Annotated in this window: 19 protein-coding genes and 1 pseudogene; 12 read left to right on the top strand and 8 right to left on the bottom strand. The window is 35.1% G+C overall.

Annotated elements, in window-relative coordinates:
* Window positions 1-192: 192 nt before the first annotated feature.
* The 3 genes and pseudogenes from LG276_RS12270 to LG276_RS12260 all read left to right on the top strand — a co-directional run bounded on the left by LG276_RS12270 (window position 193) and on the right by LG276_RS12260 (window position 2,337).
* A pseudogene (locus LG276_RS12270) lies at window positions 193-773 on the top strand (GNAT family N-acetyltransferase).
* A 447-nt stretch (window positions 774-1,220) separates the two neighbouring features.
* Window positions 1,221-1,814 carry a histidine phosphatase family protein gene (locus LG276_RS12265; RefSeq protein WP_224936515.1) on the top strand — a complete coding sequence of 198 codons (594 nt, stop codon included), beginning with the start codon at window positions 1,221-1,223 and terminating at the stop codon, window positions 1,812-1,814.
* Complete coding sequence (locus LG276_RS12260; RefSeq protein ID WP_224936514.1) at window positions 1,798-2,337, top strand: HAD-IIIA family hydrolase; 540 nt, start codon at window positions 1,798-1,800, stop codon at window positions 2,335-2,337. The genes LG276_RS12265 and LG276_RS12260 overlap by 17 nt, the downstream gene beginning before the upstream one ends.
* Window positions 2,338-2,603: 266 nt before the next feature.
* Here LG276_RS12260 and LG276_RS12255 read toward each other — a convergent pair whose 3' ends face one another.
* The 4 genes from LG276_RS12255 to LG276_RS12240 form a co-directional block, all read right to left on the bottom strand.
* Entirely contained in the window at window positions 2,604-3,446 is an 843-nt protein-coding gene (locus LG276_RS12255; RefSeq protein ID WP_224936513.1) for a metal ABC transporter permease, read from the bottom strand.
* Complete coding sequence (locus LG276_RS12250) at window positions 3,383-4,099, bottom strand: metal ABC transporter ATP-binding protein (RefSeq protein ID WP_224936512.1); 717 nt, start codon at window positions 4,097-4,099, stop codon at window positions 3,383-3,385. Before LG276_RS12250 ends, LG276_RS12255 begins: the two co-directional genes overlap by 64 nt.
* A 179-nt stretch (window positions 4,100-4,278) precedes the next feature.
* Window positions 4,279-5,817 (bottom strand): metal ABC transporter solute-binding protein, Zn/Mn family, encoded by a 1,539-nt coding sequence (locus LG276_RS12245; RefSeq protein WP_224936511.1) that lies wholly within the window; start codon window positions 5,815-5,817, stop codon window positions 4,279-4,281.
* A gap of 79 nt (window positions 5,818-5,896) precedes the next feature.
* Window positions 5,897-6,874, bottom strand: coding sequence for a metal-binding protein ZinT (locus LG276_RS12240; RefSeq protein WP_224936510.1), 978 nt, complete (start codon window positions 6,872-6,874; stop codon window positions 5,897-5,899).
* A gap of 425 nt (window positions 6,875-7,299) precedes the next feature.
* Here LG276_RS12240 and LG276_RS12235 point away from each other — a divergent pair, with 425 nt between their 5' ends.
* Window positions 7,300-8,052: a class I SAM-dependent methyltransferase gene (locus tag LG276_RS12235; RefSeq protein ID WP_224936509.1), complete on the top strand. Its 753-nt coding sequence runs from the start codon at window positions 7,300-7,302 to the stop codon at window positions 8,050-8,052.
* Between the two features lie 83 nt (window positions 8,053-8,135).
* Here LG276_RS12235 and LG276_RS12230 read toward each other — a convergent pair whose 3' ends face one another.
* Complete coding sequence (locus LG276_RS12230) at window positions 8,136-9,089, bottom strand: calcium/sodium antiporter (RefSeq protein WP_224936508.1); 954 nt, start codon at window positions 9,087-9,089, stop codon at window positions 8,136-8,138.
* A gap of 254 nt (window positions 9,090-9,343) precedes the next feature.
* Here LG276_RS12230 and LG276_RS12225 point away from each other — a divergent pair, with 254 nt between their 5' ends.
* Together LG276_RS12225 and LG276_RS12220 are read left to right on the top strand one after the other, a co-directional pair.
* Window positions 9,344-9,520, top strand: a complete 177-nt coding sequence (locus LG276_RS12225; protein WP_224936507.1) for a hypothetical protein — start codon at window positions 9,344-9,346, stop codon at window positions 9,518-9,520.
* Between the two features lie 3 nt (window positions 9,521-9,523).
* The gene (locus LG276_RS12220) at window positions 9,524-9,706 is read left to right on the top strand and encodes a hypothetical protein (RefSeq protein ID WP_224936506.1); all 183 of its coding nucleotides are present in this window, start codon (window positions 9,524-9,526) and stop codon (window positions 9,704-9,706) included.
* A 273-nt stretch (window positions 9,707-9,979) separates the two neighbouring features.
* On the opposite strand, the gene LG276_RS12215 is transcribed toward LG276_RS12220, so the two are convergent.
* Window positions 9,980-10,741, bottom strand: a complete 762-nt coding sequence (locus tag LG276_RS12215) for a SurA N-terminal domain-containing protein (RefSeq protein WP_224936505.1) — start codon at window positions 10,739-10,741, stop codon at window positions 9,980-9,982.
* Between the two features lie 264 nt (window positions 10,742-11,005).
* Window positions 11,006-11,185 carry a hypothetical protein gene (locus LG276_RS12210; protein WP_224936504.1) on the bottom strand — a complete coding sequence of 60 codons (180 nt, stop codon included), beginning with the start codon at window positions 11,183-11,185 and terminating at the stop codon, window positions 11,006-11,008.
* A gap of 341 nt (window positions 11,186-11,526) precedes the next feature.
* Here LG276_RS12210 and LG276_RS12205 point away from each other — a divergent pair, with 341 nt between their 5' ends.
* From LG276_RS12205 to LG276_RS12180, 6 genes are read left to right on the top strand one after another with little or no spacing between them, the layout of a single operon-like run.
* On the top strand, window positions 11,527-12,414 hold the full coding sequence (locus tag LG276_RS12205; RefSeq protein ID WP_224936503.1) for a hypothetical protein: 888 nt from the start codon (window positions 11,527-11,529) through the stop codon (window positions 12,412-12,414).
* A gap of 28 nt (window positions 12,415-12,442) precedes the next feature.
* Entirely contained in the window at window positions 12,443-13,219 is a 777-nt protein-coding gene (locus LG276_RS12200) for a hypothetical protein (protein WP_224936502.1), read from the top strand.
* A gap of 22 nt (window positions 13,220-13,241) precedes the next feature.
* Window positions 13,242-13,721 (top strand): NUDIX domain-containing protein, encoded by a 480-nt coding sequence (locus tag LG276_RS12195; protein WP_224936501.1) that lies wholly within the window; start codon window positions 13,242-13,244, stop codon window positions 13,719-13,721.
* 15 nt (window positions 13,722-13,736) lie between these two features.
* Entirely contained in the window at window positions 13,737-14,375 is a 639-nt protein-coding gene (locus LG276_RS12190) for an NUDIX domain-containing protein (protein WP_224936500.1), read from the top strand.
* On the top strand, window positions 14,375-14,749 hold the full coding sequence (locus LG276_RS12185) for a VOC family protein (RefSeq protein ID WP_224936499.1): 375 nt from the start codon (window positions 14,375-14,377) through the stop codon (window positions 14,747-14,749). The genes LG276_RS12190 and LG276_RS12185 overlap by 1 nt, the downstream gene beginning before the upstream one ends.
* A gap of 54 nt (window positions 14,750-14,803) precedes the next feature.
* A complete protein-coding gene (locus LG276_RS12180) occupies window positions 14,804-15,262 on the top strand; it encodes a DinB family protein (protein WP_224936498.1) in 459 nt (152 codons plus the stop codon).
* Between the two features lie 2,440 nt (window positions 15,263-17,702).
* On the opposite strand, the gene LG276_RS12175 is transcribed toward LG276_RS12180, so the two are convergent.
* A complete protein-coding gene (locus LG276_RS12175) occupies window positions 17,703-18,158 on the bottom strand; it encodes a VOC family protein (protein ID WP_224936497.1) in 456 nt (151 codons plus the stop codon).
* Window positions 18,159-18,185: the final 27 nt, after the last annotated feature.

Below are 18,185 nucleotides of genomic sequence, written 5' to 3'. Positions count from 1 at the left end.
TGTGAGGCCGTTTAGCAAAGTGTGTTGGTTCTATATCCATAGAAACTGGACTTCTCGTTTGTTTATTTAATGCCTTTTATCTTTAATCATAAAGACTTTCATATTGAAAGGAGTGATTGCCATGTTCACAATGAATCTAACAATAATTGCATGTAGGTGTTTAGGGGATTCTTTTACTTAAGGAGAGAGTAAATGGAAATAAGAGCTTATAGACCAGAGGATGAAATAGGTTGGGTGAGATGTAGAGTACTTGCCTTTTTGGATTCAGCTTATTATGACAATGTTTTAACTGCAAAAGAGCATTACGAAAATCAAGCGATTGAACTTATAGCTATCACGGACCAAACAGTTGTCGGTTTGATCGATGTAGAATATGAAAATGAAGAAAGAAGTATTTGTTTCCAGGGGAGTGGACTCGGTGGCATGATATGGCATATCGCTGTCCATCCAGATTACCGAAGACAAGGGATTGCGCGCGCATTACTGACAGAAGCTGAGCGAATAGCTCGTAAAAAAACATCTATCGGTTAGAAGCGTGGACGAGAGACGATAATGGAGTCAACAGTTGGTACCAGCAAAACGGATTTACTAGTGATTACTCCTATCTTCATCTTTATATCAATGAAGAAGAGGGTAGTGATGTCATTTTTAGCAAAGATAAAAATATCCTACCAACGACAACCTTCGCGCATTATGTCGGTGATAACAAAGAAGAAGTGAAGTCACAGTATAAGCGAGCATATGAATGTTTTTGTTATGAGAAGTTTCTGTAAAACCGAATCTAATATAAGTATGATAAAGATTAAATAAAAAAAGAAAAGGCATGTTGGATGTTTCACACCATGCCTTTCGCAAATTTATAGTTCCCCATTTTTAACCTTCTCAATAACTGTAAATAAAGAAGTATAGATTTCTCGTACTTCATTTTTTTGGTCCTTATTATCCTCAATTGGATAAGTAAAATAGCAAACAGAGTTAATCGCACTTACTTATGAGTAGTTGCTTCTATATGGTGGGAGATTAATTGGAGTCTTTTCCCAAGGTAAAGATTAAACATGAGGGTAGAGCAGAATAAAGAATGTCATTGTGCTCGATTCTTAGCGTAAAAAGAAAAGTGGAGATTGTATAAAGAATTTTATATATTTGGATTTACGTTAACTATAAGACTCGAAATTATCGGAATTTTTTCGAGTCTTATAGAGAATGATAGGGGGAAATCTATGGTAACGACAATATATATGGTTAGACATGCAGAATCACCGTTTATATTTGGTGAGGAGAAAACGAGAGGTTTATCGCCAAGGGGAAGAGAAGCAGCAATTAAGGTCACTGAGGTTTTAAAGGATAAAAAGATTGATAGAGTCATCTCTAGTCCATATACACGCGCAATCGAGACTGTTCGAGAGGTTGCAGAAAATAGGCAACTACAAATCAAAACATATGAAAATCTAAGAGAAAGACCAATTAAGGGGCTCGATTACCATGCAGAAGAAAAGGAATTATTATCCGCCATTGAGCAGTCATTTAAAGACGAAAATTACTGTTTAGTTGGAGGAGAATCCACAGGTGCCGCGCAAGAACGTTCTATTCCAGTTATAAAAGAGATTTTGAACAATTATAAGGGAGAATCTATTGTTATTGGAACACATGGAAATATCATGACGATTATAATGAGTTACTTTCAAAAACAGTTTGATTTTCAATTTTTTCAACAAACAACAAAACCTGATATTTATGAGATGGTTTTTGCTGAAGAAAAATTGTTAACGGTTAATCGCCTATGGGGGAACGGTCATCATGAAGAAAAACAATAAAATACAAGCCGTTTTCTTAGATAGAGATGGCACAATTGGTGGCGATGACACCATCCATTTTCCTGGGGAATTTAGACTCTTCCCCGGAGTAAAAGAAAATATAAGCAAGTTACAGGAAAAGGGAATAAAGGTTTTTGCTTTCACGAACCAACCTGGAATTGCGAAAGGATTAACGACAAAAACGGCATTTATTCACGAATTACTTTCTTTCGGATTCGATCAAGTGTATATTTGCCCTCATGCCCCTGAAGCGGAATGTAAATGTCGCAAACCAAATACTGAAATGCTCCAGCAAGCAGCAGAAGATTATAAGCTTTCCCTAGCTCGAACCGTCGTAATTGGCGACCGCTGGAGTGATATGGTTGCCGCTTCAAAAGTAGGGGCAATGAAAATCTTAGTCAAAACTGGGGCAGGAAAGCAAACATTAAAAGAGCACCAGGAGAGACTCAAAGACATTGAGTTGGATAAGGTGGTTGAAGGGATAGAAGAGGCCATGAACGTTATTCATAGAGAGTATACATAAATGTTCGATATGTACGGAACGCTATTTCAAACAGATAAGATATTATGATACTTGAAAAATATTTTATATGAATGTGAAACTTATTTAGATGTAAAGGGAAATAGAACAAGATTTAAGTGGAGAGTTAAAAAACTACTTAACCTCTGAATTTAAATACGCTAAATAAAAGTATCTATAAGATAAATTAAGGGTGGAAATAGTATCCCCACCCTAACAAGACATAGAACCAGAACCTTATGAAGTTTGATTTAATGATGTTGTACCATTTACTGCTGTTCTTTCAAAGTAATTTTTTCCTTTTGGTTTTGTTTCATCACTTTTTTTACTATGATTGCTATCACAAATAGGGCCAATAAGATTAAAGTGATAGTGGCACCCGGAGGCGTACCATACTCATAAGATGTAAATAAACCACTTAACATACCAGTCAACGCAATAGGTATCCCTAATAGAATTGTGCTTGCGAAGCTACGGCTCAATCGCATAGAAATGGCTGCAGGAAGAATTAAAATGGCGGATACGAGCAGGGAGCCAACTATAGGCATAATAATAGCAATCGTAACTCCGGTTAATACATTAAAGGCAATCGACATCGTTTTGATTGGTAATCCAGCAGTAAACGCTGTTTCTTCATCAAATATTAAAACGTACATCGCCTTACGGAAAATGATATACAGTATGACGATGATTCCCGCTAAGAGGTAGAGCATCCATACTTGTTGTGTGCTAATTGTTACGATAGAACCGAATAAAAACTGATTGATATTAAGTGTCGTTCCACCTTGGTTCAAACTCATTAAAATCAATGCTAAGGCCATCCCGCCAGACATTAAAATAGCAATTGAAACTTCTGAATAGGTGCGATATAACATACGTAAGTATTCCAGTAAGATCGCAATGATCACCACCATGATAATGTTCGTCCAAGTCGGATTGATACTAACTAATAATCCAAGTGCTACACCAGCTAAAGAAACATGAGCTAGAGTATCTGCCATCAGAGACTGTCTCCGTAGTATGAGAAACAAGCCTAGCATAGGGGCAATTAAAGAGATGAGAATCGAGGCTTGGAAAGCTCTCTGCATGAATTCATAGAGAAACATCTCCAAGGCAATTCCTCCTTTCGAACAAGTTCAATATGTTTATTACAATAATTTCGTAATTCGTCGTGGTCGTGCGACACCATCAGAATTGCTTTTTCGTGTATTTCACTTTGATGTCGCAATAATTGGTAGAATTCCTCCCTTGATTTTTTATCCATTCCCGTAGTAGGTTCATCTAGAACAAATAAGTCCGGATCTGTAGCAAATACACGTGCGATCGATATTCGTTGTTTTTGGCCTCCTGATAATTCACCAATTTTTTTATGACGCATTTCCCATAATCCTACAGATTCAAGGGATCGTTTCACTTGATCTTTATCCGCTTCAGTCAACTTTTTAAACCACTTGCCCCTTTGATAGAGTCCTGATTGAACTAATTCTAAGACTGTACTAGGAAAACCAATATTAAATGAAGATACTTGTTGGGGAACATATCCAACCACTAACTTCTCACCATATCGATTAGTAGGAGACTGCGTAACTTCCCCCATAGTAGGCTTAAGCAATCCTAAGATATTACGTAACAAAGTTGTTTTTGCGGCGCCATTTTCACCGGTTAACATGACAAAATCACCCGGGTTTAGCTCAAATGAAATATTTGTTAAGACGGGTTCTTTTTCGTAGTGGAAAGAGAGATCAGCTACTTTTATATAGAACACTTTTTCATCTACCTTTCTTCATTTTCCAAAAATAAGGTGGAAGGATTGCAGGATCGTCTATCTGATTCTTTATCTAATAGATAGAAGTTAAATTAACCAGATGGGCTAACTAGAATGATGCAAATCCAAACCTTTGGTTAGTTAGCCTTTTTTTAAATAACCGCCTTCACCAATTGATCCTAATGTACACTAAGTTGCAATGCTTTAAGGTTATGACGCATAGCTTCAATATAACCTAAGTTATTTTCTAATAATTCATCAGAAAGTACCTCTAAATCATACAATACAGCTGTGTCTGTTCCTGTCTCTGATGCAACGGTTTGAGCAATGGAGGAGCTCGCTCCTTGTTGATAATAAATCACAGGTACGTTATTCTCTTCGACTAAATGACCGATTTCAGCAATACGTGAAGGACTGGGCTCAACTTCTGTAGATAATCCCCCAATCGCAACTTGTTCTAGGTTGTAACGTTTCGCCAGATGGCCAAATGCCTGGTGTTGCACGACAAAAACACGATTTTTCGCATCTTTTAAAGTAGTTTGATATTCCTCATCTAGATCCTTAAGTTCATTCATAAAGGATTCAGCATTCTTCTCATATATTTCTTCTCCACCCGGATCTGCCTCAATTAAGGCATCACGAATCGCTTTGATTTGATTTTGTGCTAAAACTGGATCAAGCCATATGTGAGGATCTTGATCTTCATGATCATCAATTAACACAGATACAGGGTTAGATTCTGCCTGAATATGATGTTTATCATCATAAAGAACAGCCTTCAATTCGAAGCTTTTTCCTGTTGTTTTGTATTCAAAATGATCGGTTACTTGTTTTGGTACTGCTTTCCATTCTTGGTTAGCATCTTCTCTCATCATCCAATGCCAATGATTATAATTGAATGAATCATTCGGCTCAGCTTCTAGTGTAACAACATCACCTGTATGATAATGATCTGCTAACCCTTTAATGTTTATTTCCGCTTCCTTCTTGAAATGGTTATGTTCAGCGTGTTCAGTGTCTACCTGGTTATCATGGTTGTCAATATTAATTTCTACTGGCTCTGATTCTGCATATTTATTATGATTATCATCATAAATAACAGCACGAATGTTTAAACTTTTATCTGGAGCAACCATTGTCAACGTATCAGTACTTTGCTCAGAAATAGCTTCCCATTCTTCACTCTCATCTAACTGCTGATACCAATGCCAGTGATCATAATTGGCATTTCCTGTTAATTCAGCTGAAAGTTGAATATCATCACCCGTATGGTAATGATCTGCTACCCCATTGATCTTCACTTGTTCTGTTCCAGTTGAGTCGTGTTCATCATGCACATTTTCATGTTTTGCTTCATCGAGACCGTCTGCAGCACGTGCTATAACGAGATTGTTGTTCTCTACCGTATTAAGTAGGCTCTTTACCCAATACTCCATTTCTTCACTACTGTAGACAAACACATCTGCTTGACTGACAGCTGCTACATCTTGGGCACTAGGCTCATAGTGATGGGTATCTTGACCTTCTGAAACCATAAGTTGAACATTTGCTCGATCACCAGCTACTTGTTTGGTGAATTCATACATCGGTAAGAAGGAAGCGACAACAGTTATTTCAGATTCATTCTTATTTCCAGCTACTTTTGAATTTTGAGACTGACAGCCAAAAAGAAATGCTATCACGGTAAAACATATGAATATAGTTTGGTATTTTTTCATTTTATCTATGAATCTCCTTGTTAGAATGTGTTGCAAAAGTAGAGAGAAGAGAGGACCAATCCATCTCTTCTCCAAAATATTAATGTGCTAATTGATCGCGCACAATATCATCGCCATCTAAGTTAGATGGATAATAAGTCGGCCAGTGAGTAACTTCGTCTAATAATTTCTCGCGATCATCTCCCCAATAAAGATGAAAATGACTAGATACTTGAGGTGATATAATATGATCACTAAATTGAATGTATTGAGGCATCTCTTTAGATTCTTCTGCGAGTTTATAGATAAAACGAACACCACGATTTCCTTTTTCATAAGTCAGAATTTCATAGCCATCATATTCGTAGTCTCCAGAAAACTCTTCTCCGTCCTTGTAAAACGTTACATTACCATTATCAATAACAATACGTTCGACGTCTGTTACATAACCTTCTGTATAATAGTCTTTGTATTCTTCCGCAGTCATGTCACCTTCTTCAGCTTTATGTGCAAAGACTTTATCTAAATCACCATTTAAAAGGTAAGGGTAGACAGACTGCCAATCGCCTTCCCAGTCTGTTAATTCACGATCTGCTACTTGATCATCGTCAAAATACCCTTGATAAATCTGTTTGCTTTCTTCATCATGCCCATGATGATCATCAATAACAATCGTTACTGGTTCTGATTCAGCAAATACCTCATGATTATCGTTGTAAAGAGCTGCTTTAATTTCTAAACCATCGACGCTTGCTTCGCCTGAGAAGGTGTCACCTTCTTGACCAGATGCAACCTCCCATTCTGATTGACCACTTTCTCTTGTATACCAATGCCAGTGATCATAATCAGCCTCTTCACTTAATACAGCAGCCAACTCAATGGTATCCCCAGTGTGATAATGATCACCTAAGCCATCGATTGCAATAGTTGCTGATTCTACTGAAGTTGTATTATCATTTGTAGATTTCCCTTCTTCTGATGAAGTACTGTTAGTAGTTGCTGTTTCTTCTGAATTTTGACAAGCTACTAATGCTAAACTTAAAGCCACTACACTTAAATATAAGTACGGTTTTTTCAAAATAAACACCCTTTCGCGTTAATTTAATCGTAACGATTACGTTTTAAAGAATATACTTTTAGAAGGTTGATCAATATGTATAGAGTATGATTTCTTCAGGGCAGATCTTTGTTAGTTAATCGTAACGATTACGTTTTAAAGAGTATAATGTTTTTTTAGTTTTGTCAATATGAATCTTTTATTTTTAATAAATAACTAATTAATAGCTAAATGGCTGAAAAGAGGGGAATATAGCTTATTTTATTAGTCATATTAATAAAATCCGCTGCAACTAATATATTTAAAATTATAAAAGTATCACAAACAGGAGTGCTTAACGGTACTGTATTATGACACAAAATTGAAGTATGATCACCCTAGTTTTTTCTCAAAAAGGAGGACATCATCACCCAAGAGAAGAATATATGTTCTTAAGAGGTGAGAGTATGAATAATGTAACGTTAATACAAAACAAAAAAAGTTGGGATAAAGCCGCAGAGCGTTTTTTTGCTAGAAACCCGCTACCTGAATATGGTCCGTTCGCACCTACTGAAGATGATTTTCAGTTATTCGGTGAGGTGAAAGGAAAGAGGATATTGGAATTAGGATGTGGGAGTGGTCATTCAATCAAATATTTAGATGGAAAATCTCCTAGTGAGTTATGGGGGCTTGATTTATCTCATGTGCAAATTCAAACAGCTAAGCACTTATTAGCAGAAAGTAATACATCGATTCAATTATTTGAGTCTCCAATGGAAGAGAATCCTGGTATTCCAAGTGCGTATTTTGATATTGTCTTTTCAATATACGCGATCGGATGGTCGACGAATTTAAGCAAGACATTGGCCAATGTCTTTCAATATTTAAATGATGGTGGTTTATTTATCTTTAGTTGGGAGCACCCACTATATAATAGAATGAGCCGCCAAAATGGACAACTCGTTATGACTAAAAGCTATCATGAGGAAGGTGCTTATAATCATCATGCATGGCAGGAACCAGCAACAATGCAACAATATAAATTAAGTACATATATCAATTTACTTACTGCTTCTGGCTTTCATATTGAGCAAATGATCGAAGAGGTCTGTTTAACAGAAGAAGATAAAGATAGACATAGTAATGGCTGGTATTCACCTGATAAAGCCAGTCTATTACCGACTAGCTTTATTATCAAATGTCGTAAGCCAAACATATAGGGCAAACAAACAAAAAAAAGACTTTCAAACTAGAAATGGAAGTCTTTTTTTATCATGCACATTCAATTATTTTATAGCATTTTTTAATTACGAATAATAATATAAACCAAATAAATAATGTATGCGACAGCGAGAATGAACCCTTCTCTTTTGCCGATTTTAAAACTGGTCCGCGAGAATATAAATAGAACAATCGTTAGGATTATCATAAGAATGACATCAATAAAGACTTTATCATTTACGGCTAATGGTGAGATGGTTGCCGAGGCACCAAGTACAAATAAAATATTAAAAATATTACTACCTACAATATTACCCAAAGCGATTTCGCTCTCTTTTTTTAACGCTGCAGTAATTGAAGTTACTAGTTCTGGTAGAGAGGTACCTATTGCAACAATTGTTAACCCTACTAATGTTTCACTCATACCGAGGGAGTATGCAATTTCTGTCCCGTTGTTAACGACCAAATTCCCACCAAAAATAATGGCCGCTAGACCTATAATCGAAATGAATATATTTTTCCCCCACGTAATGTCTTTAGGAGTAGATATATTTTCTTTATTTTGCCGACTTTTAAGGCCAATTTCAATGACATAGTACATAAATATAGATAAAAATAATAAAAAGACAAGCCCATCACTACGAGTAAGTAAATTACTGTCAAAACCCTGCAATGCTATATCACTCATAAGAATGAGCAAAGTAACACTTGCAAGTAATGTGAAAGGGATTTCTTTTTTTATGGTTTCACTTTGTACTTTCAATGGATATAAAAAGGCTGTAACCCCTACCACAAGTGTGATGTTAAAGATATTGCTTCCCAGCACATTCCCTAGTGAAACATCTGCACTTCCTTCTAGTGCCGCAATAATACTGACAGTAGCCTCAGGTGAACTTGTACCAAATGCCACAATCGTTAACCCAATTAAGATGGGCGGGACTCTTAACAACCTAGCAATATTGGAAGAACCGTCAACAAAAAGATCAGCCCCTTTAATCAATAATGCGAATCCAACAAGTAATAAAATATAAGTCATCATAAGTACTCCTTCATTTTCTTTTATGTATAGTTTTATTCATTATTCTTATCTCTTCACTCCTATTCATACCCTCTTTCGGAGTGGATTAAAATATAGCTTTGATTTATTAATAAAAAAAATATCCAATTATGCTCGTATAAATTTGTATAATATCTTTAAAAACATTATCGTAAATGATAGAAATGAGTTTTCCTTATTAAACTTTTAAATACTTCCTTAACAACTCCTTATTAAAATTGCATAAGTGAGGTGTGCTTAAATTTGTTGCATTGCTTCTTGAAACAAACGAGAACAATGGTTATCCCATTTCAAGTAATCACTATCCTGTGCTTTACATGCATGATGGTCAAAATCTTTTACGTGATCAAGATGCAATTGGTGGTGACTCTTTGTCATTGGAAAAAGGGTTAGATTACCATAATGCTTAACTAATGATAGTGGGTATTGATAGTATACCGGTGCAAAGAACAGAAGGTTATTGCCCTTGGCAGGCAGGTTTATATAGTGAAAAATTTCATGTTGATAAGCATTTTCGTGTGAATGAACAAAAGTACATTGAGTTTATTACGAAAGAACTGAAGCCTTATAGGGTAGCAATTGCTATCCAATTATAAAAGCAAACAAAGTTATTAATTGTAGAAGGAGGAAAAAACATCATTATGTTCACTTTAAAACCCGAGCGCCAAGAGTCCTATGCAATTATTTTCTTAACCAAGAAGAATGGGGAAAATATTACTCGATAGAATAATCCAATAGGCACCCAAGTTAAGGTCATTCCTACTGGTACCACTGGGAAATTTGTTTATTTTGATAGGTTGAGGTCTTTATAAAGACTACAAGAACCATCAAAAACCCCCACCCAAATGAAGTTTGGATGGGGGGGTTTATTAAATCTTAATATCAACTTTCCCTTTTTCTTTCAAGTCATCAACATGTTGAGCAAGTACTTCTTGTTGTTTTTGCTGTTGGATAGATGCTTTAATTTGTTCTTTTACATCTTCAAGTTTTGGCACTTCTTGATCGGCACCTTCACTTTGTGTTTTTACTTCTTCATACGCTTTTTTGATTTCATCTTCTGATACTTCGCCAGTAGGTACTTCTTTTTCAACGTATTGGTTGAATTGAATGCTATCAGCGATTTGTGCTTTTAATTCTTTTTCATCTAATTTAGATTGCTCTAGAGCAGCTGCAAAGGCTTTTTCATCTTCAAACTGACCTTTTGTCTGCTCAAATTGTTCATTGATATCTTCTTCAGAAGCTTTAATCCCTTTTTTATCTGCTTCTTGAAGGATAAGTGCTTGTCCAACAAGGCTATCAATTACTTGAGTCTTCATTTGTTCAGATGTTTCTTTAGTAGTTGGGTCTTGACCCATTTGTTGCATTTGCCCTTGTAGTGTAGTAAGTGTCAAATTATAATCAACACCTAAGATTTTTTCATCATTCACTACAGCAACAGTTGAATCATCCTCAACCATTTGTTCGTCTAATTTCTTCTGCATTTCTTCTTGTTTTTTCTTATCTTCAGCAGATAATTCAGTGTTTTGCCCTTCGTCCTTCTTCTCAGCATCTTTTGCTTCTTCGTCTCCTCCACAAGCGGCTAAGAAAAGCACCATCAAACTTGTCATTAATAAAACTGTCCATTTCTTCATAATCAATCTCCTTCCTGCAAGCAGAATGATTTTTTGATTAAAATCATCTAGTGCGCATTATATAGTATGTTTGGGCAAAAAGAAACCAATTGACCCTCCAATTATGAGATGTAATCAAATTGAAAAATCAATAAAAATTTTAACTATTTACATATGATACCAGCAAAACAAGAGATTAGCCATTCTTTTCATATTAAAGAGGAAAAAATGCCTGTTCTTTTATTACAAAAGTAACAAAAATTATAAGAATTTTCAGAGGGAATATCACATACTTAAACCTAGATAAGATATGATAGAAAGTAGAAGGATAGAGGATATGCAAATTGCTTTCTTTGCGCGACTTGCACCTTTCAACCAACCCCATCTTTTTCTATCCCTATCAAAGTAAAAATAATCAACAGCAATAATTAATAAGAGAAAAGTAATCATACCTAACAAATTCATTGAAAATTGACCTCCTAAGTTAGAATGTATTCTTCTATAATTATATGGAAGGTTTCTACTATCTATGAAGCTTAAGCAAAAGAATGAGTGATAAGGCGCAAAATGATATCGAATATTAGTGGTGCTTTCATTATTCACGATATATTGCTGACGCGTTTAGTGAATATAATGATTCTTCATCTAGTTCCTTAGATGAAACAATGGCAGAAGGAAAAGAGGCAATAGAAAACGGTGAACAAAGTTTAAACAGCTCTCATCAAGATATGCCAGTAGCCGTGGTCAGTTTTCTAATCTTGACTAACGAGCTCTATTCAAGACGCTATGATTAAGGAGGAGACAGGATGAATAAAAAAACGAAGATTTGGATGCAGCGTAATGCTCGACCACTTGAATTGGCACGATGGGAATACCTATTTGATGGAGGGTCACGAGAAAGGGTCATTCAGTATTTAGCGTCCTACCAAAACGAAGATGGAGGTTTCGGTAATGGATTGGAACCCGATTTCTGGCTGCCAGATTCTTCGGCTATTGCTACATGGTCAGCGTGCCAACAATTAATAGAAGTGAATGCGACTAAGGATGAAAAGATAGTAAGGAATCTCGTCAACTATTTATTACTTTCTTATAATAGAGAAGCGGAACTTTGGCTCACAGTAACACCAGAACATAACCTTTATCCCCATGCCCCTCATTGGCACTATACAAAAGATGTTCAATCTACGTGGATGTATAATCCATCAGTTGAATTAGCTGCCTATTTGATACATTGGTCGAACGAGGAGAGTGAAGCAAATAAGTTGGGATGGCAAGTAATTGAAAAAGCCTTCACCTATCTGCAGCAAGCGGAAGACATGGGATTTCATGAGATTAATAATTATCAGAAGGCAGCTAACTTATTACAGGACAAAATGGGTGATTCCAAAAAAGTGCTTGCTAAAATCCATCAACTAGCAGAGCGAGCGATGAACAAATTACCAGATACATGGGGGAAAAGTTATGGCGCACTACCACTAGATTTAATTCATAATCAAGAGGAACTTCTATATCATCAATATCGCAATCTTGTAGAAGAAAATATTGTTTACTTACATAAAACAATTACAACGGAGGGGGTATGGAACCCTTCTTGGGATTGGGGAGACGATCAGTTGAATTTTGCTGTAGCTAAACAACAATGGATAGGCATTATTGCCATTAATAATCAGCAGAAATTACAGATCTTTCAATAAAATCTTTTGCTTCATAGGAGTTGTTCATATGAACACGGATAAAAACCAATCCATTCTATCATATATAATGAATCTATTAACTACACTCACTTGCATACTTATTCTACTAAATGTTTTCCTTCTAAGTAGTGTTGGTTTTGATTTATATGCATGGAAGCAGTCATATCAGTCATGGGTTTATCTTTACTGCATCATTTATGCTCTACTTGCTGCTGTGGTCATTGACGGGTTTTCGATTAAATTATCTTTATCCATATCAGCTCAGGCCATAATTTATACAGTCGCTGGCTTTATAGCTTTCTTTCCTCTTACGGGAATCAGCTTTTTTACCTTTTTTGCAGGTATATTCGCTGCATTTATAGCTGTTATCTTTTTCTTTTGCTATAAAATCGTGAAACACTATCATAAAAAGCTATGGGGAATTGTTCTACTTCTTCCCATGTTAGTTGTATTATCCAACATAGACTATACAGAGAAGAAAGACTGGCATGATCAAAGGTCAGAAAACTCATTTTCTGCTCAATTTACTCATTTTAATGGTATCCAACCTATTCCTATTTCACTTGCCCGTGGTGAGATAGTCTACATAACCATTCAATTTTTACCTGAAAATGAGGGTGGCTATGGTTATTATATTTTAGACGAAAAAAATCAAGATGTGTCTTATCAGATGATAGAGGCAATCGATCAAGACGTGAACAATTTTCGAATCTATTTTACAGCAGATACAACAGGTGAATATCGTGTTTTCGTAACCGGTTCAGATTTAAAAGGGAGAATAAAAGTCAATTGGGAAGTGAAGTGATTACTGAGTGAGGTTAAGGCAAATGGCCGTTGCGTTTTTAACCAATCGATATGGTGAAGTTTTACTATTACAAAAACCTTCCACGCACGCATTTCTTCCAGGGAAACTCGTTCCAATCGGTGGTCATATGGAGCCAGATGAGCTAAATGACCCAGAACGAGCGATTATAAGAGAAGTGCAGGAAGAGACTGGACTTATTTTAGAAAAACTACAGTTAAGGTATATTGTCCATAGATTAAAAGCAGATGAAAATGAGATAAGGGTTCAATATGTCTTCTTTGCAAGCTTAAAGGAGAATGGACCAATTATTTCTGGTGAGGAGGGAGAATTGTGCTGGATCAGGATGAAAAATTTGGAAAAGGAAAACGTTTCTGAAACGTCGAGGGCCATTGCCAGTCATTATAATGAACACCTGGAAAATGAATTAATCTATACCGGCACAATGAAATCAGACAACGGCAAACCCACTATTACTTGGAGTGTACTAGAAGATTGGTTGTAGGAAAGGACGGCATACATGACTAAAGAATTCTTGAAAATCTTTGATGAACAATATAACGAAATTGGTATAGCAACAAGAGACGACGCGCACGACAATGGCTATTGGCATGAAGTCTTTCATTGTTGGCTACTAAGTCAGGAAGGAGAAACAGACTACCTCATTTTACAGATCAGAAGTGCGCAAAAGAAAGATTATCCTAATTTGCTAGATATTACTGCTGCAGGGCATTTATTAGCGGATGAAACCATTGAAGATGGAGTTAGGGAAGTAGAGGAAGAGCTAGGCATCAATGTCTCTATAAAACAACTTTCCTCAATTGGTATGCTTCGCTATGCCATAGAAACCGAAAAGATGAAAGATAGAGAGCATGCACATGTTTTTTTATATCGTGGATTATTCAACTGGGATCAATTTTCTCTTCAAGAAGAAGAAGTAGCCGGCTTGGTTAAAGTGAAATGGACTGATTTTTGCCGATTATGGGTGGGGGAACAAGATACGATTCCTATTATAGACCGATCTATCTTAGATCCTAGGCAAAGTGATGAGCTGAACACTAATATCACTCAAGCACACTTTGTTCCGCATCCGCCTTCGTTTTATCAAGATGTCATAAGACTGATTCAACCATTGCTAGTAAATAAAGGAGGTAGTTGATGGCTTTCAAAATTGAATTATTTGTAATAGACATGCACCAGTCGATTCATTTTTATCAAGAAATATTAGGATGTAGCCTTATGAAACAAGGGGAGAATAGTGCCTTGTTTAAGAATGAGGATACTTTTCTCTTACTCACAGGAGAATCCATTCTAGACGGGGACCATTACTTCAGAAAAAGGAATTTAGCAAATAAGGGAGTGGGCGTTGAGTTGATTCTAAGTGTGGATGACGTCAATGATCATTACGAGCAAATCACAAAAGTCGCACCAAAAGTCATAGAATCTCCTATTAAACACCAAAGTTGGGGGGCAACTGATTTTAGAGTCATTGACCCAGATGGATATTATATACGGGTAACTTCAAAAGGATAGACCTCCAGTACAGTTGAATATTTGTCTTATAAAAATTTTAGGGGGAAGAGAAATATGCAAAAGGTAGTTGAGGGGATCAATCATTGGATAAAAACATTGCCAGATGAGTACAATTCTATGTCAGAATTAGAAATTTCTAATCGACCATTACCAAATAAATGGTCTAAAAAAGAAATTTTAGGACATTTATGTGACTCTGCGATAAATAATATTGAAAGGTTTATAAAAATTCAGTATGAAGAACAAATGTATGTTATTCAATCATATAATCAAGATCATTGGGTAAAGGTTCAGAATTATCAAGATAGACCGCTGGGTGAAATAGTAAACCTTTTTCAGACATTAAATAAGCAAATTCTCACTATTGTTAAAAATGTTCCTAGCGAAAGCCTATCTAAACTTTGTGACATAGGCAATAATCAACATAAGACACTCGAGTGGCTTATTCAAGATTATCTTTCGCATATGGAACACCATATTCGCAATCAAATTTTAATTAAAAATAACAATTGATAAATTTAGTTCTTATTAGAGAATAAGGCGCTTTTTCGGAGGAAGGAGTGTGCTCTTTTTACATCTATGTATTTATAACAAAAACCAGCTAATGTACTGTCTAGGGATTAGCTGGTTTTTGCTACTAATTGAAATAATGATTTCAGAGACTTTTAATAGGTAGTCGCTAACCCATATCAAGTTCAAAAGTTCCGTATGTATTTTTTTATGGTTATTCCTTTATGAATGGATCTCATTTCTATATGATATTCGTATAGAAAATTCAAAAGCAACGAGTTCTTTCATTTAATAGGCACCTTCATTATTTTATTTTCTGCTTATATTTTATGATTGGATAATAGATTAGACGGTATCTCATTTTCGAACATCGGTATTGTATTTTGTATAATTATCTTCACTATTATCATTTTATTGATTCAAAAAATTATTGATTCAAAAAAGGGGAAAGCGTTAGAAGAAGAAGATAAAAGAGAAGTAAAGCGAACAGAACAGCAACTCTAAAGCAAAAAACTATCTTAGTACATGCTCTTTTTTTATATGAGCTTAAAAAATCCATTTAATTACAATAATATAACTTAGATAATTCAGAAGTACGCTTAAATGAATTGAATCAAGAAGCTGAACAAGGAATTATAACTATTTTATCGGATAAACAATAATTCAAAATGTAGAAGTACAAGGAGTAACAAAAACTGTTAAACACTGGTGGGGGATATACACGATATTTAAATAATAGGGATACTGTAAATGCAATAGATCAATTAAGGGAGTTTGATAAAGATGTAAAATCTAGTTCAACTATTTTGAGAATCTTAAAAATACCTGTACTTGATTTTGTTGCAAGTGTAGTAAGTAACTACGGAAAATTGGTGGCAAGTAGACTTGAAAAGAATAATAAAGGAAACGGTACCATCCTGAGCATAACCTGGGCAATGGTGTTTAATGTGAAAGCTCAATAAAATTGATTAAGTTTCTACTTTTTTTTGTTATTTTTCAAAAAATCCCTTATTGATAAAAGACCATCCAATATTGTTGCTACGACTTCTAAAATCCAAATCATATGATTTTTTCTCCTCTAGTAATCTTAATTGGATGGTTACTTTTTATAATAAACTCGTATTAATCCAATTAGAGTGGAATAAAATGAATAAAATTATTATTCTATAGGAGGAACTATTTTTGGATTCTACATTTAAACAAAGTCGTTTACCCATGATATTAGGAGTAACGTCTATATTATTACCATATATCGGGATTATAGTTGGAGTATTCGGGATTTTGACTTCTTCAAAGGTAATGAAAGACAGGGAATACATTGAAGAAACTAAATGGGCATCAAGGGGTAGAATCCTTAGTATAATTGGAGGTTGCATTCAAATTATCCTTATTATTTTATTATGTTTATCGATTATATTTTATTACATTTTACATAGCATCTGATTCTAATAAAACAAGAGTATTTCTTGACAAATAAATATACAGCACCTATACAATCTAGTAGACATAACGTCACAATATTGGCAGTTACAAAAACCAGAACCCATGTGGAATCTGGCTTTTTCTTTGCACTTTTGTTGGCCTAGTATATTATACATATTAAGAAACAGTGAAAAAGCACGATTCGTTCTTTTTAAACAACGAATGAAAACATAAATAAAACCTTGGTCAACCTCCCCCATTTACTGCCTTTTTTCTTAAAAAAAAGCCACCTTAAGGTGGTTAATCAACTAACAGTCGTTTGGGGTGATTTTCACTAAATACAAATGAAAAACTTCTATTAATTGCCAAGCCCCCATTTGTTTATCATTATTATTCAATCTTTTCTCTTTTTGTCTTCTTTCCAACCTATCCAAATAGCTACGGCTAAAGCAAATGCTACTCCAATATAAGCCATTCAGTACCCCTCCTTTTTGGAAACCGCCCTGATTGTTTACTCATTTTCCGCAAAGCCATTGAGAAATCTACGTTTTAACAGTAACAAGCCTTTTATAATTATTACGAAACAATTGTAGGAAAGGTTTCATTAAAGGGAAAAACTACCTTAAAGTGGCGGTCATTCCGCTTCTTTTTTGGTCAATTTCATTCAGCTTTTCCTCCCCAAATCTCTTTTACTAAAAGTTTGGCCATCAATGAATCTGTTTAAACATACTCTTCTCTATCTCTATAAGACACTATGACACTGTCTTAAAGCAAACTAACGAAATGAGGGGATTGTTTTGATTAAAGAAGAGGAGAAAAAGAAAAATATTTATCGGAATTTTTTAAAAGAGATTACCAATTTTCTTTTATATCAATATTTCTTATTAAATATCTAATCATAGAAATAAAACAAGCCCCGAAATTTCCAAATAATATAGGAAATCTCAGAGGCTAGTTTGTCTATTCTGTTTAGTCTGGGTGTTACGCCAAAAAGGTTGGAGAAATCCCCAATAATAGAAGATTAATCTACATAACCATCTATAAATTTACTTGCCTCACTATTAAACTTCCACATTACCCCAAATCTATCGACTAACATTCCAAAACTTGCTGACCATGGCGTAGAAGAAATCGGCATAATCACAGTACCACCTTCTGAAAGGCTTTCGAAATATTGTTCATTTATTTCGGGATCAGCGTCAATAATACTAATTAAGAGGGTATTACCATTTGTGATATCACCTGTGACAGATTGCATAAAAGGCGGAACATCAGAGATCATTAAAATATTCTCCGAAAACTCCATACGAGATTCCATAATCATATTTTGTTCTTTTTTTGTTAATGGGGCATTGGGATTTTGACCGAAGTCGCCAAATTTTACTATTTTTTTGCTAGTTGCTGATAATGCCTTTGCATAAAAGGCCAATGCTTCTTCTGCTTTTCCATCAAATTGTAGATAATTTATTGCTTTCATATTTTATTCCTCCTTTTCATATTTGAA

It is taken from the genome of Cytobacillus kochii (assembly GCF_044790165.1).
GTDB lineage: Bacteria > Bacillota > Bacilli > Bacillales > Cytobacillaceae > Cytobacillus > Cytobacillus kochii.
Note: the sequence above shows the minus strand (reverse complement) of the source record. Positions and strands in the feature narration are given on the sequence as shown.